This is a genomic window from Streptomyces massasporeus (assembly GCF_014648995.1).
Lineage (GTDB): Bacteria > Actinomycetota > Actinomycetes > Streptomycetales > Streptomycetaceae > Streptomyces > Streptomyces massasporeus.
The window spans coordinates 411,283-431,616 of the sequence record NZ_BMSE01000002.1; the positions used below are offsets into that span (position 1 = coordinate 411,283).

Consider the following 20,334-nt stretch of genomic DNA (forward strand, 5'->3'; position numbering starts at 1 on the left):
GGTGATGACGGTAGGCGGACCGGTCCCCTCCGGTCCGCCGAGGCGTCCCCGTACGTGGCCTCAGGCCGATCCTGCCCCCTGGGGCACGGCCGGGAACGGCACGAGCGCCACTGTTACGTTGTCGTGGCCCCCGCCGTCCAGCGCGTGGCCGAGGAGCACCCGGGCGCTGTGCAGGGGGTGCACGGCGGCGTCGAGGGGGACGACCCGGGCCATTTCCTCGGCCGCCTCCGCGTAGTTCCACAGGCCGTCGGTGCAGACGACCACCACGCCGGGCCGGTCCGGCTTGAACGCGGCGGTGTGCGGTTCCAGTTCGTAGGCGTCCGCGCCGAGCCAGCCGGTGATCGCGTGGGCGCGCTCGTCGGCGTAGGCCTCGGCCTCGTTCATCAGGCCCGCGGCGACCATCTGCGCGGCCCACGAGTCATCCTCGGTGAGCCGGGCGGGGGGAGCGCTGCGGTCGACCGGGACCCAGTAGGCGCGGCTGTCGCCGACCCAGCCGACGATCAGCAGGCCCGACGTCACCACGGCGCCGACGATGGTGCACGCGGGGGCGTTCTGGTGGGGGGCCTGCTCGCGGGCCGTGGCGGGTTCCGCGGCGAGCGAGTTGACGGCGCGCGAGGCGGCGAGGATCGCGTCGTGCATCGCCTGCTGCGGGTGCGTGCCGCGCGGCAGGGCCGCCAGCAGCGTCTCGCCGGCCGCCCTGGACGCCGCGGCGGAGGCGTCGTCGGGGCGGGTCGCGGAGGAGACGCCGTCGCAGACGATCGCGACGGAGGCGGGGGAGCCGTCGGGCAGCGCGGTGGTGCCGATGGCGAACGCGTCCTCGTTGCGGTGGTGGCGCAGGCCGCGGTCGCTGACCGCGGCCACCGGGCCGGACTCCTGCTCCATGTGGTCCCGTTCGCGCGGCTGGGCGTGGCCGCAGTTCTCGCAGTAGCCGTCGTCGTCCACGCGGCCGGCCCGGCAGGCGACGCAGACCTTGCCGCCGGCGCCCGCGGCCTGCGCCGCCGACTCGGCGGACACCCGTGGGTCCGGCGCCTGGAGGAGGTACTCGTCGGGCTGTGTCTGGTAGATCTCCGGCGACGCGGCGGGCCCGTCGGGCTGCGGTGGCCGGTCGAACCGCACGCCCGCGGCCGGCGGGGCGCTCGGCGGCGGGGGTGTCTCCGGCGGCAGCGCTGAGCCGCCCGAGTCGGTGCCCGGCAGGTCCGTCGGCAGGTGCGCCGCCTCCGGGGCGCCCGAGCCGTCGGGCCCGGGGGCGGGCCAGGCCGCGCCGGCGGGTGGCGCCGGCGGGGGCTCGGGGTACGCACCGGCCGGAGCGCCCTGGGCGGGCACCGAGCCGTTCATGGTGATGGTCGGGTTGTCCTCCGGCCGTGCCGGCACGGCGGACAGGTCGTATCCGCACGCGCCGCAGAAACGGTCACCCGACTCGAGGGGTTCCTCGCAGCTCGGACAGGCGGACAACTGGGGCATCTGCGACATCAACTACACCCACGTCCGGGGGCGGTAACGATTGGCACGTTCCACCAGGTCGATCCTCTCCTCGCCGCCCCGCGCCAGCCGGGCCAGCATGCGGTACGAGCGTTCCAGACCGAAACGCAGGCCCCGCTCGTCCAGGCCACTGCCGAGCAGTGTCCGTCCCCCGGCGGCGGGAGGGGCGGAACCCTGGCCCCCGGAGAGTACCCAGTCGAGCGCGCAACCGAGGACTTCGGCCGACAACTGCTCCCGCCGCGCCGGATCCAGACCGTACGCCTCCAGCGCCTCGACCTGCGCCGCGGCGGCTGTCAGATCCTCCAGGAACGGCGCGTCGGAGGCGCTCGCCGTGCGCTGCCGCAGCCGCGCCCGGACCGCCGCCACCCGCGCGGCCGTGTAGTGGATCGAGGACTCCGGGACCGACTCCAGCGTCCGTACGGCACCGCGCCGGTCCCCGGTCGCCAGCTGGACGCGGGCCAGGCCGAACGCGGCGCTCACATAGCTCGGGTCGGTCGACCACACCAGCCGGTAGTACTCGGCGGCGTTGTCCAGCTGCCCCAGCACCTCCGCGCACAGGCCGAGCGCCAGCTTGGGCGCGATCTCGCCCGGGAAGGCGTCGTAGATCGCGTCGAAGGCGAGCGCGGCGCCCTCGTCGTCGCCGGTCACCAGCGCGGCCACGCCCCGGTACCAGACCACCCGCCAGTCGTCGGGCCGCTCACCCTCCAGCGCGACCAGCGCCTGCAGCGCGGCGGCCGGTTCACCGGTCTCCAGCCAGGCCCGGATCTGCCGCAGCCGCGTCTCGATCGACGGGGCGGGGGCGGCTGCCAGGGCCCCGAGCAGTTCCGCGGGGGCGGAGGTCATCAGGCCCGCCAGGAAACCGGCGTTGGGGTCGGTCGGGTCGACGCGCGGGACGGGCAGGGCGAAGGCGGCGGCGAGGGTGTCGACGGGCTTGACGAGGCTCTGCGGGGTCTCGGGCCGCTGCTGCGGCAGGGCGGCAGGAGCACCCGCGCCGGCCCGGGCACGCACCGGCCGCGCTCCCAGGCGGGACACCTCGCCGTCCAGTCGGGGGAACAACTTGGTGTCCGTGACGCGCAGTTCCGGTCCGAACAGTGTGGACAGGGCGGGGCGGGCGCGGCCCGTCTGGAGGGAGACGACCTCCCGCAGGACGCCCGTCAGCTGCTCCGTCATCTCCTGTGCGGAGGCGAACCGGCGCGCCGGGTCGGGATCCGTGGCCCGGACCAGGAGCCGGTAGAACGACTCGTACTGCCGGAACACCTCGATGTGGTCCGGGTCGGGCAGGGAGTCCACGTAGACGTTCGTGTAGCCCTGGAAGTCGAAGGTCATGACGGCGAGGGTGCGGGCGACGGTGTAGAGGTCGCTCGCCACCGACGGGCCCACCTCGGCCACCTCGGGGGCCTGGTAGCCGACCGTGCCGTAGATGGCCGACTCCTCGTCGTCCATCCTGCGCACCGCGCCCATGTCGATCAGCTTGAGCTGGTCCTCGGTCTGGATCGCGTTGTCGACCTTGAAGTCGCAGTACAGCAGGTTCCGGCTGTGCAGGTGCCCGAGCGCCTCCAGCGCCTCGATGCCGTACGCGCAGGCCTGCTCCACCGGCAGCGGGTCGCGCCTGCCCTGGGCGGTGCGGCGGGCGTTGGCGATCTCCTTGAGGGACTTGCCGCCGACGTACTCCATGACGATGTAGCCGTCGAGCGAACCCGTGCGCTGGTCCAGGTGCTCCACGAAGTTGTAGATCCGCACGATGTTGGCGTGCTCGATCTCCGCGAGGAAGCGCCGCTCGGAGATCGCCGCCGCCATCGCGTCCTGGTCGCCCGTGTCCAGCAGGCCCTTGAGGACCACCCAGCGGTCCGAGACCGCCCGGTCGACGGCGAGGTAGATCCAGCCCAGCCCGCCGTGCGCCAGACAGCCGACCACCTCGTACTGGCCGTGCACCACGTCCCCGGCCTTCAGCTTCGGCACGAAGGAGTACGGATGGCCGCACTTGGTGCAGAATCCCTCCGTACGGCCCGGCCGGTCACCGCGCGCCCGGCCCACCTGGGCGCCGCAGTCGGAGCGCGAGCAGAACCGCTTCCGCTCGGGCACCTCGGGGTTGTCCAGGACCATCTCGCGCGGGTCGGGCCGCGGGATCGGCGGCACCTGCACCAGACCGGCGCCCAGCCGGCCCCGGGACCCGGAACCGGCGGTCGAGCCGGAGCTGCGCACCGACACCGAGCGGCCCGTCGACTTGCCCGACAGCGACCGCGACAGGCGCCCCGACACCGACCGCCGGGACTTCGACGACTGGGACGACGTCCGTGAACTGCGGCCGCTGGAGCGGGAACTGCCGCTGCCGGCGGACCCGCGGGAGCCGCCCCTGCCCCCGGCGGTGATGCCGGTGGGAGGCGAACCGACTTCGCCGTCCGCGGCGACGACCGGGGCCAGACCGCAGGTGTCGCAGTACAGTTCGCCGCCGCCCACGTCCTCGTACGTGCCCTCGCACGTCGGGCGCTGGCAGCTGCGCGCAGGCCCGCCCGCCGGCTCGTGCGGTGCCTGACTCATGGACTCCCCCTCGTCGCTCACGCGCCCGGCCCCCTCCGGTCGTCCTCGGGCACACCCTGCCCCGGCACCCGGGGGCCGCCGAACAGCTCCGCCGCCGCGTGCTGGTAGCGCAGCACCGCCTGCTCCGCGGCGCGCAGGTCGCAGGGCGCGCTCCACAGCATGCGGCGCGCCTTCTCGTACCGCTCCACCAGCAGCGCGTCCTCGGCGAAGCCGTGCCGGGCGACCTTCGCCTTGTACGCGTCGAGACGGCCGCGCAGCTCGGCGCGGACCGCCAGCGGGGCGGTGACCGCCGTCAACGACTCACGGGCGCGCAGCAGTTCGTCCTCGGCCTTCTGCTCCAGCGACTCCAGCAGCGGGGACAGCCGGTGCCACTGCGCCTGCCTGCGGTACTCGGCCGCCGCCGCCAGCTGCTCCTGGAGCACGGTCGGCGGCCCGCCGACGACCGGCACCTCCGTCGCCGCGATCTTCGCGAGGACCTCGCCGCGTGCCGTGCGCGCCTCGGCGAGGGTGCGGTCCGCGCGGCTGAGGATGTCCCGCAGCTTCACGATCCGCTTCTCGGCGTCCTGCCGCACGGTCAGGACGGCGTCGATCTCCCGGCGGACCTCCTCCAGGGCGCGCGCCTCGCGGTCGTACACCGTCGTGTCCGGCCGGCCGCCGCCCGGCGCCGAACTGCCCTCCGCTGCCCGCCAGAACGCCAGAGGGTCCGAGACCACCTGCTCGCGCAGCTTCGTCAGTATCCGCGTGATGCGCTCCAGGTCGTCGCCCGCCGGGTGCTCGCCCGGGCGCACGCCCACCGAGTGCGCGAGCCGCCGGGTGCGCTGGAGTTCCGCCGCGAGCAGGTCGATCCGGGCCGGCAGGGCCGACCAGACCGCGTCCGCGGCGACCACCATGTCCAGGCTCTTCGCGTACAGCTCGTTCATACGGTCGACGAGCGTATCGAGCGAGTAGCGCTCGCTGAGCTTCGTCGGACTGCCGTGCAGGGTGGGGGCGTTGGCCGTCGCCGAGGCGCTGCCCGCGACGGTCACCGAGTCGCCGTTCAGCAGCTCCGTCAGCTCCACCAGGTCCTCGCGGCTGGACCAGCGGCGGCGCGAGCGGATGTTGCGGGCGGAGCGCAGCGCGTCGGTGTACGCGTCGAAGTACGTCCACAGCAGCGTGATGGACGCCTCCGTGGACGTCCAGCGCTCCCGGGTGACGCCGGTGAGCTCGGCGCCCTCCAGGAGTCTGCGGCCCGCGTGGTCCTGCAGGGCGAGGAGCGAGGTCTCGATCGCCTCGTGCTCCGCGCCGAGCCGCGCCAGCGCACGGTCCACCTCGTCCCGGTCCATCACCGGCCCGGTGGATCCCGTGACGCCCATCGATCACCTCTCGCTGCGGTCGTGTGTCGCGTGTCGTCTGTCGTCTTCTGATGCGGGTGTTCGCGGGTTCGGCAGGGTGTCAGGTGGTGCGGAGGTACTGCGGTGCCGGTGGTTCCGACTTCTTCGCATCCTTGCCCAGGGTTGCCGACAGCCATTTCTCGTACGACGCCTGCCAGCCGTTCGCGGTGTCCTTGCGGTAGTCCACCAGGATCTGGTTGACCCGGCGTACCAGATCGTCCGCGTCCTTCTTCATCGCCACGCCGTAGTACTCGGCAGTGAAGGCGTCGCCCTTGAGCTGGACCGTCGGGTCCTGTGCCGCCTGGCTCGCCGCGAGGGCGCCGTCGGTGACCACGGCGTCGACCTCGCCGAGCTGGAGCCTCACCAGGCAGTCGAGTTGGTTCGGGACGGTGGTGGAGATGTCCGTGCTCGCGGGGAGCGTGCCGTCGTTCTGGTCCGCCTCCAGCGCGGCGAACGCCGTGGAACCGGCCGCCGTGCAGATCCTGCGGTCCGCGAGCGTGTCGTCGTAGCCCGTGACGGGGGAGGACTTCGGGGCCAGGACCTGCTGGCCCGTCTTGAAGTAGGGCGCGGAGAAGGCGACGTCGGCGATGCGGGCGCAGTTGATCGTCATCGTGCGGACGACCATGTCCACGCGGCCGTCCTGGATCGCCGGGATGCGCTGGTCGGTGGGGATCGCCTTGAACTGGACCGCGTCGGGGTCGCCGAGTATGTCCTTCGCGATGTGGTGCACCAGGTCGATGTCGAAGCCCTCGAGCTCCGCGGTCTTGCCGCTGTTGGGGTTGCGGTAGCCCCAGCGGTAGCTGTTCTGGTCGACGCCGACGACCAGCTTGCGCTTCTCGCCCGTACGGTTCTTGATCGCGCGGATGGTGTCGCCGTCGGCCGAGGAGGGCGACAGCGTCTGCTTCTCGGGGGCCTCGCAGTCCTCTTCCGCTTTGGTCCCGGTGGTGTGGGTGGTCGCGGTGGTGTTCTGGGCGGTCGTGGTGAGCGGCGGCAGGCAGAGGGCCACCAGCGCCACCAGGGCGCAGACGACTGCCATCGCGGTCACTCCGCCCCAGCCCCTGAGTGCGTCTCGCACGGTCGTTCCTCCCTTCGCCCCTGCCCCGTTCATCGGTACTCCGACAGCCTGCGGCCGATGCCCACGACCGCGCCCGCGGCGCCCAGCACCGCGAGTACGGCGACGCCCGCCGGCATGCCCGTCAGCGCGTCGCGGCCGTCGCCCGCCGCGCGCTTGAACTCCGTCTCCTCGTGCGCGAGCGCCGTGCGCAGGTTCTCGTCGACGCTGTCGAAGCACTCGCCGGTCGCGCCCTTCGCGCCGATGACCCTGTCGAGCGCCTGCTGGTAGTTGCCGTTCTCGTCCTGCTCGCGGGCCGCGGTGTGGCGCTTCTTCCACTCCGTCATATTGCCCACGGCGGCGGTGACGGGGCGTTCGCCGGAGGTGTCGTCGGCGAGCTTCTCCGCCGCCGCCAGCTTCACGGCGAGGGCCTTGATGTCCCTGCCGAAGTCGTAGTCGTAGGCGTCGTAGGTCTCTTCGCCGACCTTCTTCGTCTCGGCGCCGCGCGCCACCAGGGTGAGGTTCTCGTTGCCCCTGGCCTTGAGGGAGGCGATGCGTGCGTCGTGCAGGACGTTCAGGGAGCGGACGCCGTGGTCGTAGGAGTCGTTCAGGCCCGCGCGGGCGAGGGTGTGGCCGACGACCAGCCAGAGGAGGACGACCGTCGCCGTGGCGGTGGCGGCCACCAGGCCGTGGTTCAGGACTCTGTTCGTCCGCCGGTAGTTGCGGTGCTGGGCCCAGGCGAGGGCCGCCAGGGCGGCGACGCCGAGGGCGATGGCCGCCCAGGGGTAGGGCGTGGCGTCCGCGTAGTCCGCGCTGAGGCGCTGGTTCTCCTTCGTGTAGAGGTCCTCCGCCGCCGGGAGCATCTGGTGCTGCATCTTCTCGTTGGCGTAGCGGAGGTACGCCCCGCCGACGGGGAAACCCTGGCGGTTGTACGTACGGGCGCGCTCCACCAGGCCCTTGTACTCCGGCAGGAGCTTGTTGAGCTTGGCGATCGTCGCCGTGGACGGGGAGTCCGGTTCGGCGTTGGCGGCGGCGTTGACGAGTTTGTCGGCGGCCGTGCGGATGTCCCGCTCGTAGCGGTCGCGGGTGGTGGCCGACTCCTGGCCGCCGGCCAGGAAGCCGCTGGAGGCGGCGGTGTTGGCGTCCGCGAGGGAGCGGTAGATGTCGGCGGCGTCCGAGCTGAGGGGCTGGCTGCGGGTGAGGACGTCGTCGGCGGCGGCCGCGCGGTCGGTCATCTGCCAGGCGGTGACGGCGCCGAAGGCGACGACGAGGAGGGCCAGCAGGGCGCCGATGATGCGGAGGCGGCCGGGTTCCGTCGTGGCCGCGGAACGGAGCTGGTCGAGGCCCTCGGCGAACGCGGTGCGGCGGGGCGTCGTCGCGGGGGGTGCGGAGGGGGTCGGGGGGCTGCCGGGGGGAGCGGCCGGGGGTGCCGGCTGTGCCGGTACGGCCGGCAGGATGGGCAGCGCGGAGCCCGGTGGTGGTGGGCTGCTCTTCGGCGTGTACGTCACTGTGACCTCCCCCGTGGTCATCCGTCGCCGCAAGTATCGCTGCCGGGACCGACATCCGCACCGGCCTTGCCCCGATCTTGATCGGATCGCAGCGTGGGACACCCCCTGGTCCTTGTTCAGGAACACGTCCGGGGAGGGGGTTCGGTTCCCGTGGGGCCTCGCCTCGGTCCGGCCCGGTCAGTCCTGGCCGGGAGCGCCGACGGCGGCGGGAGGGCAGTCGGTGAGGCGCTCGCGGACCAGGCGGTGCTGGGCGAGACACGTCAGGGCGACGGCGGTCCCGAGAGCCGTCCAGCCGAGGGGCCCGGTGGCGATGGCGGCGGTGACCGCGAGGGGTCCGACGCTGCGCTGGGCGGACTGCGCCATGCCGTGGACCCCCAAGTAGGTGCCCTGTGCCGCGTCGGGGGCGAGGGCCACGGAGAGTTCCCAGGAGATGGTGGCGTGGAGCATCTCCGCGAGGGTGAACAGGACGGCCGCCGCGATCAGGAGGAGCACGGCGCCGAGGGGGCCACCGGTCGCTGAGAGGGCCATGGCCGCTCCCCCGAGTACGAAGGCGGCGGAGAGCGGAAGCAGAAGGGAGCGGGCGGCCGCCGTTGTGGCGCCGAACCGGGCGAGCGGGACCTGCAGGGCCACCACCATCACGTTGTTGAGGACCATCAGCAGGGGTGCGAGGCCGTGTGGAGCATCGCTCGTGTGGGCGATCCACAGGGGCAGGCCGACCTTGAAGACGGCGTCGTCGATGAAGAGGACGGTCTCGGTGACGACATAGGCGAGGTAGGTGCGGTCGCGCCAGGGGCCGGCCGGTCGGGCCGCCGGTACGGCGTCGCCGGAGGTGGCGACCGTCCTGGACGGGGACGGCGGTTCGCCGCAGCGCAGGATGATGAGGGCGCAGGCCAGGAAGGAGAGCGCGTCGCCCACCAGGAGCCACCGGTAGGCGCCGGCGGAGCCTACGGCGAGGGCGCCGGCGGCGGCGAGACCGCCCAGGGCCCACCCGGCGTTGGCGACGGTGCGGTGCAGGGCCTGGTAGCGGACGCGTTCCGTTCCGGCGACGCGGATGGCGTAGATCTTGGTGAGGGTGCTGGAAGCCCGGTCTCCCAGGCTGCCGAGGGCGGAGTAGGCGAGGAGCGGGGCGAAGTGGTCGGTGGTGAGCAGGGCGAGGGACGCCGCGCACCGCATGAGCTGCGTGGCGATCAGGACGCGGGTCAGGGGCATCCGGTCGGCCATACGGCCGGCCAGCGGAGCTCCGGCGATTCCGACGACTCCGGCTGCGGCGGCCAGGGTGCCGATCTCGCCGACGGTGAGGGCGGAGACGTAGGTGAAGTAGAGGACGGAGACGGATGCCCACAGGCCGCTGCCGATGCGGTCGACGAGGGCGGCGGCGATGATTCGGCGTCCGTCCGGGCCGCCGGGTATGCGCTTCGCCCAGGCAGTCGCGCGACGCGTCGAAAGCACTGCTCCCCCTTGCGGTGACGTTATGTACTGATACATAATGTGCAATGTGGCAACACAGTATGGGATCAGTGGGACGACAGCCAAGGGAATTGCCGCGTCCGTCGAACAGGGCGTCGTCGAGGGCGCGTTGGGGCCGGGGGCCGCTCTGCCTCCGGTGCGGCGGCTGGCGGACGAGCTCGGAGTGAGTCCGGGGACGGTCGGCGCGGCCTACAAGGAGCTGCGGCAGCGCGGGATCGTGGTGACGCGCGGCCGGGGCGGCACGGTCGTCGCCTCCGCGCCCGCCGTCGCGTCCCGCAGGCCGCCGAAAGTCCCCGCCGGTCTGCGGGACCTGGCGGGCGGCCACCCGGATCACCGGCTGCTTCCCGGTCACCTGCCGTCGGCGCGGGTCACCCCGGCGGCCCGGTCGCACCGCGCGACGCCCCGGTTGGCGCGGCTGGAGGAGACCGTGCGCGAGTGGCTTCGTCCGGACGGCGTGCCGGTGGACCATGTGACCTTCGCCCACGGGGCGCTGGACCTGATCGCGCGGCTGCTGTCCGTGGAGCTGCGGCCCGGTGACGCCGTCGCCATGGAGGATCCCGGCTACCACCATCTCCTCGACCTGGTCACGGCACTCGGGCTGCGGGCGGTGCCCGTGGCCGTGGACGACGAGGGTGTGCGCCCTGATGCCCTGCGTGCGGCGCTGCGGGTCGGCGTGCGGGCCCTGGTGTGCAGTCCCAGGGCGCAGAATCCGTACGGCGGCTGCTTCTCCGCCGAGCGCAGAACGGCGCTCGTCGACCTGCTCCGGAAGGAGCCGGACGTGCTGGTCGTGGAGAACGACCACGCCTCCGCGGTCGCCGACGCACCCCTGCACACCCTGACGGGCGGGGGGCTGACGCGCTGGGTGCACGTGCGGACGGTGAGCAAGTTCCTGGGGCCCGACCTGCGATGGGCCGCGGCGGCCTGCGACCCGGTCACCCTGGCGCGCCACGACGGGCGGCTGCTGCTGACGTCGGGCTGGGTCAGTCACCTCCTCCAGGAAGCCGTGCACAAGCTCCTGACCGACGACGGCACGAGCGCGCTGGTGAACCGCGCACGGCAGGCGTACACACAACGCCGCGAAGCGCTGATCGAGGAGTTGCGCACACGCGGTATCGCGGGACACGGGGACAGCGGCATGAACGTGTGGGTGCCGGTTCGCGACGAGTCGGCGGTGGTCAACGGACTGCGCACACAGGGCTGGTGGGTCGCGGCGGGGGCCAGGTTCAGGCTGTCGTCCCCTCCGGGGCTGCGGATCTCCACCGCCGGCCTGGAACCGGGCGAGGCCGCGCGGCTGGCCTCGGACTTCACCACGGTGCTCGGTGAGTCCGAGGCCACGTACGGGGGCTGACCGCCCTGCCCGGAGGGGGCGGGCACGGCGCGTGAGCAGCGGACGAAGTCCCGAAAGCCCGCCCGGCTCACACCCCGTAGTGCGCCCGCACTCTCTCCTGCGCGGCCTCCCTCGCCCCGACGTGGTCCAGTCCCAGCAGCGCCGCGCCCAGCACCGGGCGGGACGTCACCACCTGCGGTACCGCCTTCGGCGCGCGATCGGTGAGCAACCGGGCGATGTGGTCGTTCAGTTGGGGGTGCTGTGCGGCCAGGACGCCGCCGCCCAGGAGGACGGGGGTCTCCTCGGAGAGGAGGTCCAGGCGGGTCAGGGCGACGACCGCCATGGCGACCACCTCCTCGGCCTGACGCTGCACGATCGCGAGGGCGGTGGCGTCCCCGCCGGCGGCCGTGGCGAAGAGGACCGGGGTCAGTTCGTGGCGCCGGAGCGGCGGGATGTGCTCCAGGTGCAGTGCCTCGACGAGGGCGTAGACGGAGGGCAGGCCGAAGTGGGCGGGGAGGGCGCGGGACAGGGCGGTGGAGGCGCCTCGGCCGTCCTCCGCCCGGGACGCGTGCCACAGGGCCTCCTCGGACAGGCCCCAGCCGCCTCCCCAGTCGCCCGAGACCCGGCCGAGGGCAGGGAAGCGGGCCGTGCGGCCGTCGGGGCGCATGCCCACGCAGTTGATGCCCGCGCCGCACACGACCGCCACACCCCGGGGCTCGGTGACACCGGCCCGCAGGATCGCGAAGGTGTCGTTGCGGACCGTCACCGTCGCGCCCCGGGCGCGTGCCCGCAGCGCCGCCGCCAACTGTTCCTCCTCGACGGGGAAGTCGGCGTTCGCCAGGCACGCCGAGACGTGGGTGACCGAGGTGAGCCCGGCGGCGGTGAGGGCCCGCGCCAGCGTTGCCGCCAGGTCGTCCATCGCGGTGTCCAGGCCCACGGCCGGGGGACGGAAGCCGCCCCCGCGTGCCGTGGCGAGGACGTCCCCGTCCGCCGTCACGACCGCGACGTCCGTCTTGCTGTTGCCCGCGTCGATGGCGAGGACATGTGCGGTCACGCCCACGTGAGGTGCTCCCGGTTGTGTGCGATCAGCCGGTCGGTGAGCGTCTCGGCGTACGCGTACTGGCCGACGAGGGGATGGGAGAGGAGGGCGCGGAAGACGCGGTCCCTGCCGCCGTGCAGGGCGGCCTGGAGGGCCAGGTCCTCGTAGGCCGTGACGCCGGCCATCAGGCCCGCGTGGAGCGGGTCCACGGGCGGGACGGGGAGCGGGGACGCGCCCTTGGCCCCCACGGCCGCCTGGACCTCGATCACCGCGTCGTCGGGGAGGAACGGCAGCGTGCCCCGGTTGTACGTGTTCACCACCTGGTACGGCGAACCGCCGCCGCCCAGCAGGGCCGCCGCCAGGTCCACCGCCGCCTCCGAATAGAAGGCACCGCCCCGCTTGGCGAGCAGCTCCGGCTTCTCGTCCAGGGCCGGGTCGGCGTACATCGCGAGCAACCGGCGTTCCATCTCCGCGACTTCGGCCGCCCGGGACGGCTTCGTCCCCAGTTCCCGTACGACCTCGTCGTGCGCGTAGTAGTAGCGCAGGTAGTAGGAGGGGATCACGCCCAGCGTGTCGAGCAGGGGGCGGGGCAGGCGGAGGTCGGCCGCGATCGTGTCGCCGTGTTCGCCCAGCAGTTGCGGCAGGACGTCCTCGCCCTCCGGGCCGCCGAGGCGTACGGCCGTCTCCCAGGTGAGGTGGTTGAGGCCGACGTGGTCCAGGTGGATCGCGGAGGCCTCCACGGCCAGCAGGGCGGCGAACTTGCGTTGCAGGCCGATCGCCACGTTGCACAGGCCCACCGCCTTGTGGCCCGCCTGGAGCAGGGCGCGGGTCACGATGCCGACCGGGTTGGTGAAGTCGATGATCCAGGCCCGGGGGTTGGTGCGGCGGACGCGGTCCGCGATGTCCAGGACGACCGGGACCGTGCGCAGGGCCTTCGCCAGGCCGCCGGCGCCGGTGGTCTCCTGGCCCACGCAGCCGCATTCCAGGGGCCAGGTCTCGTCCTGCTGACGGGCCGCCTGTCCGCCGACGCGGAGTTGGAGGAGGACCGCGTCCGCGCCGTCCACCGCCTCGTCGAGGTCGGTCGTCGTGGTGATGCGGCCCGCGTGGTCCTGGCGGGTGAAGATGCGGCGGGCCAGGCCGCCGACGAGGTCGAGACGGTCCTGGTCGGGGTCCATGAGGACCAGTTCCTCGATGGGCAGGGTGTCCCTCAGGCGGGCGAAGCCGTCCACGAGTTCGGGGGTGTAGGTCGAGCCTCCGCCGACCACGGTGAGTTTCATATCGGTCTAACCCTTTACTCCGGTGAGCGTGACACCCTCCACGAACGCCTTCTGCGCGAAGAAGAACACGAGGATCACGGGGGCCATGACCAGCACGGTGGCGGCCATGGTGAGGTTCCAGTCGGTGTGGTGGGCGCCCTTGAACGACTCCAGGCCGTAGGAGAGCGTCCAGGCGCCCGGGTTCTCCGAGGCGTAGATCTGGGGGCCGAAGTAGTCGTTCCACGCGTAGAAGAACTGGAAGAGGGCCACTGCGGCTATGCCCGGCTTGGCCATCGGCAGAACGACCTTCAGCAGTGTGCGCAGGTCGCCGCAGCCGTCCACCTTGGCCGCGTCCACGTACTCGTCGGGGATCGTCGTCAGGAACTGGCGCAGCAGGAAGATCGAGAACGCGTCGCCGAACGCCATGGGGATGATCAGCGGCCAGAGCGAGCCGGACAGGTCGAGCTGCTTCGCCCAGAACAGGTACATCGGGATGATGATCACCTGCGGCGGCAGCATCATCATCGAGATGACCAGCATGAGGGCCAGATTGCGGCCGCGGAAGCGGAACTTGGCCAGGGCGTAGGCCACGGGGATCGAGGAGACGACCGTGAGGACCGTGCCCAGGCCCGCGTAGATCAGGGTGTTCTTCCACCAGGTGAGGAAGCCGGGGGTGTCGAACACCTTGGCGTAGTTGCCCCACTCCCAGGTGTGCGGGATCAGGTCGCGGCTGAGCGCCTGGCTGTCGCTCATGAGGGAGGTGAGGAAGACGAAGACGAACGGGAGTGTGAAGAAGAGGGCCGCCGCGATGCCGAGGGAGTGGATCGCGATCCATTCCAGCAGGGCCCTGCGGTGGGCCGTGCGTTCCGCCGGCGACGGGGGCGTCTTCAGCTCCAGGGGCTGGTCGAGCACCTGCGTCATCGTTCACCTGCCTGGATCAGGCCGCCCCGGCGGCGCATCAGGAGGGCCGTGAAGGCCATGGAGAGGGCGAAGAGGACCAGGGCGACCACACAGGCCGAGCCGTAGTCGAAGCGCTGGAAGCCCAGGTTGTAGACGAGTTGGGGGAGGGTGAGGGTCGACTTGTCGGGGTAGCCGGGCTCGAACTGCGTTCCCGCGCCCTGGATCACGCCCGACGCGACCTTCCCGGCGATCAGCGGCTGTGTGTAGTACTGCATCGTCTGGATCACGCCGGTGACGACCGCGAACATGACGATCGGCGAGATGTTCGGCAGCGTCACGTAGCGGAAGCGCTGCCACGGGGTCGCACCGTCCAGTTCGGCTGCCTCGTACTGCTCCTTCGGCACGTCGAGCAGGGCGGCCATGAAGATGACCATCAGGTCGCCGATGCCCCACAGGGCCAGCAGGGTGAGGGCCGGCTTGGACCAGGCGGGGTCGTTGAACCAGCCGGGGGCGGGGAGCCCGATCGTCTCCAGCAGGGAGTTGACCGGGCCGGTGCCGGGGTTGAGGAGGAACGCGAAGGCCATCGTGGCCGCCACGGGCGGGGCCAGGTAGGGCAGGTAGAAGAGGGTGCGGAAGACACCCGTGGCCGTCTTGACCTTGGTGATCAGCAGGCCCACGCCCAGGCCGAAGGCGACCCGGAGCGTGACCATGATGACGACGAGCCACAGGGTGTTGCGCAGGGCGGGCCAGAAGAGGGGGTAGTGCTCGAAGACGTACACCCAGTTCTTGGTGCCGCTCCACGTGGGCGGCTTGAAGCCGTCGTAGCGCATGAAGGAGAAGTAGACGGTGGAGATCAGGGGGTAGGCGAAGAAGACCGTGAAGCCGATCAGCCAGGGGGAGAGGAAGGCGAGGGTGCGCAGGGTCGAGCGGCGGTGTTTCGCCCGCAGCGTGTAGGTGCTCATGGGCTACTTCGCCTGCGCGATGTCCGTGTCGATCTGCGCGGCCGTCTTCTTCAGGCCGGCCTCGAGGTCGGTCGCCTTGCCGCTTTCGTAGGCGTAGCCGAACTCCTGGACGGTGGTGAGGTAGACGCCGCCGTTGATCGAGGCGGGGGCGGTGGTGGAGTCCGGGTTCGCGGCGATCTCCAGGAACGTCTTGAAGCGCGGGTCGTACGTCAGCTTCGGGGACTTCAGGGCCGCGAGCGTCGAGGGCACGTTGTGGATGGCGTTGGAGAAGTTCACCACCGCGTCCGTGTCCGTGGTCATGTACTTCACCAGCTCCCAGGCCGCGTTCTGCTTCCTGCTCGTCGCGGCGATGCCGGCGATGGTGCCGGTGATGTAGCCCTTGCCGTACTGGTCGGCCTGGTCGTCGGGGACGGGCAGCGGGGCGACGCCGATGTCGAACTTCGGCTTGGTGTCCAGGGCCATGCCCAGGCGCCACTCGCCGTCGAGCTGCATGGCGACCTGGCCGGTGTGGAAGGGGTGCTTGGGGCCCCATTCGTCGCCGAGCTTGGAGCGGTAGGTCTCCAGCTTGCGGTAGCCGCCGAGCGAGTCGACGAGCTTCTTCTGCACCGTGAAGGCCTGGACGAACGCCGGGTCCTTGCCGACGTTCGACTTGCCGTCCTTGTCGAAGTACGTGGGGGAGAACTGGCCGAGGTAGTGCTCGGTGGTGGTCTCCCAGCCGTGGTAGTTCGGCATGAAGCCGAGCTGCTTGTACGAGTCGCCCTGGGGGATCGTCAGCTTCTTCGCGACGCGCTCGAACTCCGACCAGGTCTTCGGCGGGGCGGTGATGCCGGCCTTCTTGAACGCCGTCTTGTTGTAGTAGAGGCCGTACGCGTCACCCAGCAGCGGGACCGCGCAACGGTTTCCGTCGAACCGGGTGTACTCGTTCATCGCCTTCGGGAAGGTCTTCTCCGGGTCGACGCCGGACTTCTCGAAGAACGGGTTGAGGTCCACCAGGGCGCCCGAGGAACAGAACTTGCCGACGCTGTTCGTGGTGAAGGACGAGATCACGTCCGGGGCCTTGGCGCCGCCGGTGCGCAGGGCCTGGTTCATCTTGTCGTCCGTCATGTTGCCGACGACGTTGACGTGGATGTTGGGGTGCGCCTTCTCGAATCCGGCGACCAGATTCTTGACGGCCTTCACCTCCGACGGCGCGCTCCAGGCGTGCCAGAAGTTGAGGGTCGTCTCCTTGGACGCGTCGTCGCTCGCGCCCGCGTCCGACTGGCCGGTGCAGGCCGTGGCGAGGAGGGCGAGGGTGGCGGAGGCGGCGAGCGCGAACGTCGCTTTTCTGGATGTTCCGGGCATGGCAGAGCTCCCTGAGGCACGGGGGAAGAAGGGAATTACCGGGGAGGGGGGTGGGGTCGGCGTGAGTGGTCCGGCCTGAGTCGGTTCAGGCCGAGTCGGTTCAGCGGGAGGTGTCGAAGACCTCGTCGCGTGTGGTCGCCAGCGCGCTCTCCAGCGCGCCGCGCAGCACGGGGTGTTCACGGACGTCGCCCACGACCAGGCGCGGGCGGGACGCGGCCAGCTCTTCCAGTTCGGCCTGGACGAGGGCGCGCAGCGGCTCGCCGCCCGAGGTGAGGGCCGCGCCGCTCAGCACGACGAGCTCGGGGTCGAGGACCGACACCAGGGAAGCCAGACCGGTGGCCAGCCGGGTCGCGTAGGTCCGCAGGAGCTGCCGGTGGGCGTCGTCGTCCGCCTGCGCCGCCCTGGCCACCAGCTCGGCGGCGGACTCGGCGTACGGGCCCGGCGGGACGTCCTCGATGCCGAGCTCGCGGGCCAGGCGCGGGACGGCCTGGGAGCCGGCCAGCTCCTGGTAGCCGCCGCTGTTGGCCTTGGTGACCTGGCGGACCAGGGGCGTGCCCGGCACCGGCAGGAAGCCGACCTCGCCGGCGCCGCCGGTCCAGCCGCGGTGCAGCCGGCCGCCGAGCACCAGGGCGGCGCCCAGGCCCTCCTGGTTCCACAGCAGCACGAAGTCCGCGTGGCCCCGGGCCGCGCCGAGACGCTGCTCGGCGAGCGCGACCAGGTTGACGTCGTTCTCGTACTCGAACGGCATCGGCAGGGCGGCGGCGAGCTCGTCCAGCAGGGTGGGGGAGTGCCAGCCCGGGAGGTGGGAGGCGTAGCGCAACCGGCCCGTGGTGGGGTCGAAGGCGCCCGGGGTGCCGATGACGAGGCGGTGGATGTCGTCCCGGGCGAGACCGGCCGCCTTCACCGCGCCGTCCAGGGCGTCGGTGACCTGCTGGACGACCGGGGTGCCGGTGCGCCTGCCGGGGGTGGGCAGCTCGTGGCGGCCGACCGTGCGGCCGGTGATGTCGGCGACCGCGGCGAGGATCCGCTGGGGGGTGACGTCGAGTCCGGCGGCGTGACCGGCCGCCGGGTTGACCTCGTAGAGCTGGGCGCTGGGGCCGGGGCGGCCTTCGGTGGTGCCGGTGGCCAGGACGAGTCCCGCCGCCTCCAGACGGGCCAGGAGCTGCGAGGCGGTCGGCTTGGACAGGCCGGTGAGCTTGCCGATCCGGGTGCGGGACAGCGGTCCGTGCTCCAGCAGCAGGTCCAGGGCGGCCCGGTCGTTCATGGCGCGCAGGACGCGCGGGGTGCCCGGCGTGCCGGCGGTTCCTGCCATGCGTGTCCACACCTGCCCTTCGGCTGCTCAGCTTCTCAGTGATCAGGCGGGGAAGTCCATCGGACGACCGTTCACGGGGTGCTTCCGATCACTGTTAGGAAAGTTTCCTATCGGTGGGAGGAAGGTAGGCCGGGCGTGGGGTGGGCGTCAATAGGGGACGGCTTGCCGTTATCCGGACATGCGGCCGGGCGGGCAGCGGACCAGGGGGCGGCGGGTGCGCGGCTGGGTTGGGGCCGGGCGGCCAGTCGGACATGCGGTCGGCGTGCAGGTGAGCTTGCGGCCGGGCGGGCAGCGGACCGTGCGGCCGGGCGCGCGGCCGGAGGCGCGGCCGACGTGCGGGTGGGCGTGCGGCCGGGCGGGCAGTTGGGCATGCGGTCGGTGTGCGGATGGGCTTGCGGCTGGCTGGGGAGCGGCAATGCGGCCGGGCGCGCGTCCGGAGGTGCGGTCGGTGTGCGGGTGGGCTTGCGGCTGGGCCGCCAGTCGGACACGTGGCCGGCGCGCAGTCGGGCGGGTAGTCGCACCGCGCAGCCGGACACGCGTTTGGCGCGCAGCCGGACCGCGCAGCCGGACACGCGGCCCGGCGGCAGCCGAACCGCGTAGCCGAACCGCGTAGCTGGGCCCGCGGCCGGGCCGCCAGTCAGGCACGCAGCCGGGCGGCAGCCGAACCGCGTAGCCGGACACGCGAAGAGGGCGGCGCCCGGCAGGACCGGACGCCGCCCTCTCCCCGAGGTGCTGGGCTACTTCGTGGTGCTCGTCGGCGCGTGCGGCGCGAGCGGGGACGCCGCCGCCGACTGCGGGGACGCGGAGTTCGCGTACACCGACGGTGCCGCCATCCCCGCCGTCGGGTCCGCGGGCTGCTCCTCCAGCGGGGCCGTGGCGCCGCCGACGATCCGGATGTCCGCCGCGTCGAAGGCCCGCTTCACGCGCCAGCGCAGTTCGCGCTCCACGGTGAGGGACTTGCCCGGCATCGTCTTGGCGGTGACGCGCACGACCATGGAGTCCAGCAGCACGCTGTCCAGGCCGAGGACCTCGATCGGGCCCCACAGCAGCTCGTTCCAGGGTTCCTCGGCGCTCATCTTCTCGGCGACCTCGTCCAGGGTGGCCTTCACCTTGTCCAGGTCCTCGCCGGCGTGGACGGTGACGTCGACGTTGGCGGTGGCCCAGCCCTGCGAGAGGTTGCCGATGCGCTTGACCTCGCCGTTGCGGACGTACCAGATCTCGCCGCCGTCGCCGCGCAGCTTGGTCACGCGCAGGCCCACCTCGATCACCTCGCCGGAGGCGACACCCGCGTCGATCGTGTCGCCGACGCCGTACTGGTCCTCGAGGATCATGAAGACGCCGGACAGGAAGTCCGTGACGAGGTTGCGGGCGCCGAAGCCGATCGCCACACCGGCGACACCGGCCGAGGCCAGCAGCGGGGCCAGGTTGATCTGGAAGGTGCCCAGGATCATCAGCGCGGCGGTGCCGATGATCAGGAACGACGCCACCGAGCGCAGCACCGAGCCGATGGCCTGGGAGCGCTGCCGACGGCGTTCGACGTTGACGAGGAGTCCGCCGAGCGCGCTGCCGTCCACGGACTGGACGGTCCGGTTCATGCGGTCTATCAGCTTGGTGATCGCCCGTCGGACGAAGACTCGCAGCACGGCCGCTATCACCACGATGAGCAGCACCCTGAGCCCGATCGCGAGCCACGTCGACCAGTTCTGCTCGACCCAGCCGGCGGCGTTCGTCGCGCTCTCCTGAGCGTCCTGGAGCGAAGGCACTCTCGGGGACTGGGTCTCCGAGGGGGTCGGCGACGGTGACGGGTCGGCGGCCAACAGGACGGAGTCCGCGAGGGACAGGAACACGGCAGGTACCTCCAGGTGCAGCGGTCTGCCCCGGCGCGGTGGTTCTGGGGGGTCAAGGTCACGGCTGGGTCACCGAAGGGGCAGAACCACCACACTAACGGGGCATTGTGTGTGCGCTTGCCGGATGTGTGAAGGAGAGACCGTGCTCACCTGGGCTTGAACAGGCCATGACCCGGGGGATGTATGGGATGTGGTCGAAAACACTCCCAGCCCGTTACGGGGACATGGTGGCGCTTCCACCAGGCATGAGGGGAGACTGGCTACGAATCGTCCCGGCGCGAGCCACGCGCCGCCGGCGTCCAAGGAGGCATCCGTGCCGCATGTCCTGGTCCTCAACGCGTCGTACGAGCCGCTAGGTGTCGTACCGCTCCGCCGCGCGCTCGTCCTCGTCCTCGAGAACAAGGCAGTCTGCCTCGAGGAGTCCGGCGCCTATCTGCACAGCGCGACCGTCACAGTCCCCGCACCCAGCGTGGTCCGGCTCAAGCGATTCGTCCGGGTTCCCTATCGGGGGCCCGTTCCACTGACCCGCCGGGCGCTGTTCGCCCGTGACGGGGGCCGGTGCATGTACTGCGGTGGCGTCGCAACCAGCGTCGACCACGTCATCCCGCGCAGCCGCGGGGGCAAGCACGTCTGGGACAACGTGGTGGCGTCCTGCCGCCGCTGCAACCACGTGAAGGCGGATCGGCACCTGTTCGAGATCGGCTGGCGGCTGCGACACAAACCCGCCCCGCCGTCCGGCCTGGCCTGGCGCATCATCGGGACCGGCCATAGGGATCCGCGCTGGCTGCCGTACTTGCAGCCGTTCGGCGCGGAGGACGCCATGGCCCGGATCGACGGCATTTCCGCCTGACGACGATCCGGGCCTTCGTATTGCCGCGATACCGCCGCCCGGCGGCGGTATCGCCCTGCGCCCGCGCCGGTTACCGGCCCGGGAAAC

General features: G+C 72.1%; 15 protein-coding genes. 2 read left to right on the top strand and 13 right to left on the bottom strand.

From position 1 onward, the window contains the following. Nucleotides 1-60: 60 nt before the first annotated feature. The 6 genes from IE153_RS06705 to IE153_RS06730 form a co-directional block, all read right to left on the bottom strand. Complete coding sequence (locus IE153_RS06705) at nt 61-1,470, bottom strand: PP2C family protein-serine/threonine phosphatase (RefSeq protein WP_189588838.1); 1,410 nt, start codon at nt 1,468-1,470, stop codon at nt 61-63. 3 nt (nt 1,471-1,473) lie between these two features. Next, the gene (locus tag IE153_RS06710) at nt 1,474-4,017 is read right to left on the bottom strand and encodes a serine/threonine-protein kinase (protein WP_189588839.1); all 2,544 of its coding nucleotides are present in this window, start codon (nt 4,015-4,017) and stop codon (nt 1,474-1,476) included. Nucleotides 4,018-4,034: 17 nt separating this feature from the next. Beyond that, a complete protein-coding gene (locus tag IE153_RS06715) occupies nt 4,035-5,369 on the bottom strand; it encodes a coiled-coil domain-containing protein (RefSeq protein WP_189588840.1) in 1,335 nt (444 codons plus the stop codon). A gap of 79 nt (nt 5,370-5,448) precedes the next feature. Next, entirely contained in the window at nt 5,449-6,495 is a 1,047-nt protein-coding gene (locus IE153_RS06720) for a glutamate ABC transporter substrate-binding protein (RefSeq protein WP_189588841.1), read from the bottom strand. Beyond that, nucleotides 6,492-7,946, bottom strand: coding sequence for a GlnX family signal transduction membrane protein (locus IE153_RS06725; protein WP_189588842.1), 1,455 nt, complete (start codon nt 7,944-7,946; stop codon nt 6,492-6,494). Before IE153_RS06725 ends, IE153_RS06720 begins: the two co-directional genes overlap by 4 nt. A gap of 177 nt (nt 7,947-8,123) precedes the next feature. Continuing rightward, on the bottom strand, nt 8,124-9,395 hold the full coding sequence (locus IE153_RS06730; RefSeq protein WP_308432142.1) for an MFS transporter: 1,272 nt from the start codon (nt 9,393-9,395) through the stop codon (nt 8,124-8,126). Nucleotides 9,396-9,441: 46 nt separating this feature from the next. Here IE153_RS06730 and IE153_RS06735 point away from each other — a divergent pair, with 46 nt between their 5' ends. Next, nucleotides 9,442-10,761, top strand: a complete 1,320-nt coding sequence (locus IE153_RS06735; protein ID WP_356227597.1) for an aminotransferase class I/II-fold pyridoxal phosphate-dependent enzyme — start codon at nt 9,442-9,444, stop codon at nt 10,759-10,761. Nucleotides 10,762-10,828: 67 nt separating this feature from the next. Here IE153_RS06735 and IE153_RS06740 read toward each other — a convergent pair whose 3' ends face one another. The 7 genes from IE153_RS06740 to IE153_RS06770 all read right to left on the bottom strand — a co-directional run bounded on the left by IE153_RS06740 (nt 10,829) and on the right by IE153_RS06770 (nt 19,397). Next, on the bottom strand, nt 10,829-11,800 hold the full coding sequence (locus IE153_RS06740; RefSeq protein WP_189588844.1) for an N-acetylglucosamine kinase: 972 nt from the start codon (nt 11,798-11,800) through the stop codon (nt 10,829-10,831). Next, nucleotides 11,791-13,056 (bottom strand): 6-phospho-beta-glucosidase, encoded by a 1,266-nt coding sequence (locus IE153_RS06745; RefSeq protein WP_189588845.1) that lies wholly within the window; start codon nt 13,054-13,056, stop codon nt 11,791-11,793. Before IE153_RS06745 ends, IE153_RS06740 begins: the two co-directional genes overlap by 10 nt. 6 nt (nt 13,057-13,062) lie before the next feature. Then, complete coding sequence (locus IE153_RS06750) at nt 13,063-13,956, bottom strand: carbohydrate ABC transporter permease (RefSeq protein WP_189588846.1); 894 nt, start codon at nt 13,954-13,956, stop codon at nt 13,063-13,065. Continuing rightward, entirely contained in the window at nt 13,953-14,897 is a 945-nt protein-coding gene (locus IE153_RS06755; protein WP_189588847.1) for a carbohydrate ABC transporter permease, read from the bottom strand. Before IE153_RS06755 ends, IE153_RS06750 begins: the two co-directional genes overlap by 4 nt. Before the next feature lie 3 nt (nt 14,898-14,900). Further along, nucleotides 14,901-16,238 (bottom strand): ABC transporter substrate-binding protein, encoded by a 1,338-nt coding sequence (locus IE153_RS06760; RefSeq protein WP_189588848.1) that lies wholly within the window; start codon nt 16,236-16,238, stop codon nt 14,901-14,903. A 100-nt stretch (nt 16,239-16,338) separates the two neighbouring features. Then, nucleotides 16,339-17,550, bottom strand: coding sequence for an ROK family transcriptional regulator (locus tag IE153_RS06765; RefSeq protein WP_189588849.1), 1,212 nt, complete (start codon nt 17,548-17,550; stop codon nt 16,339-16,341). A 737-nt stretch (nt 17,551-18,287) separates the two neighbouring features. Next, the gene (locus tag IE153_RS06770; protein ID WP_435811833.1) at nt 18,288-19,397 is read right to left on the bottom strand and encodes a mechanosensitive ion channel family protein; all 1,110 of its coding nucleotides are present in this window, start codon (nt 19,395-19,397) and stop codon (nt 18,288-18,290) included. 313 nt (nt 19,398-19,710) lie between these two features. On the opposite strand from IE153_RS06770, the gene IE153_RS06775 reads away from it, so the two are divergent. Further along, nucleotides 19,711-20,247 carry an HNH endonuclease gene (locus IE153_RS06775; protein WP_031110731.1) on the top strand — a complete coding sequence of 179 codons (537 nt, stop codon included), beginning with the start codon at nt 19,711-19,713 and terminating at the stop codon, nt 20,245-20,247. Nucleotides 20,248-20,334 lie beyond the last annotated feature (87 nt).

Coding starts and splice junctions, on each gene's coding strand:
- IE153_RS06705 (WP_189588838.1), bottom strand. CDS start 1,470: ATGTCGCAGATGCCCCAGTTGTCCGCCTGTCCGAGCTGCGAGGAACCC.
- IE153_RS06710 (WP_189588839.1), bottom strand. CDS start 4,017: ATGAGTCAGGCACCGCACGAGCCGGCGGGCGGGCCTGCGCGCAGCTGC.
- IE153_RS06715 (WP_189588840.1), bottom strand. CDS start 5,369: ATGGGCGTCACGGGATCCACCGGGCCGGTGATGGACCGGGACGAGGTG.
- IE153_RS06720 (WP_189588841.1), bottom strand. CDS start 6,495: ATGAACGGGGCAGGGGCGAAGGGAGGAACGACCGTGCGAGACGCACTC.
- IE153_RS06745 (WP_189588845.1), bottom strand. CDS start 13,056: ATGAAACTCACCGTGGTCGGCGGAGGCTCGACCTACACCCCCGAACTC.
- IE153_RS06750 (WP_189588846.1), bottom strand. CDS start 13,956: ATGACGCAGGTGCTCGACCAGCCCCTGGAGCTGAAGACGCCCCCGTCG.
- IE153_RS06755 (WP_189588847.1), bottom strand. CDS start 14,897: ATGAGCACCTACACGCTGCGGGCGAAACACCGCCGCTCGACCCTGCGC.
- IE153_RS06760 (WP_189588848.1), bottom strand. CDS start 16,238: ATGCCCGGAACATCCAGAAAAGCGACGTTCGCGCTCGCCGCCTCCGCC.
- IE153_RS06765 (WP_189588849.1), bottom strand. CDS start 17,550: ATGGCAGGAACCGCCGGCACGCCGGGCACCCCGCGCGTCCTGCGCGCC.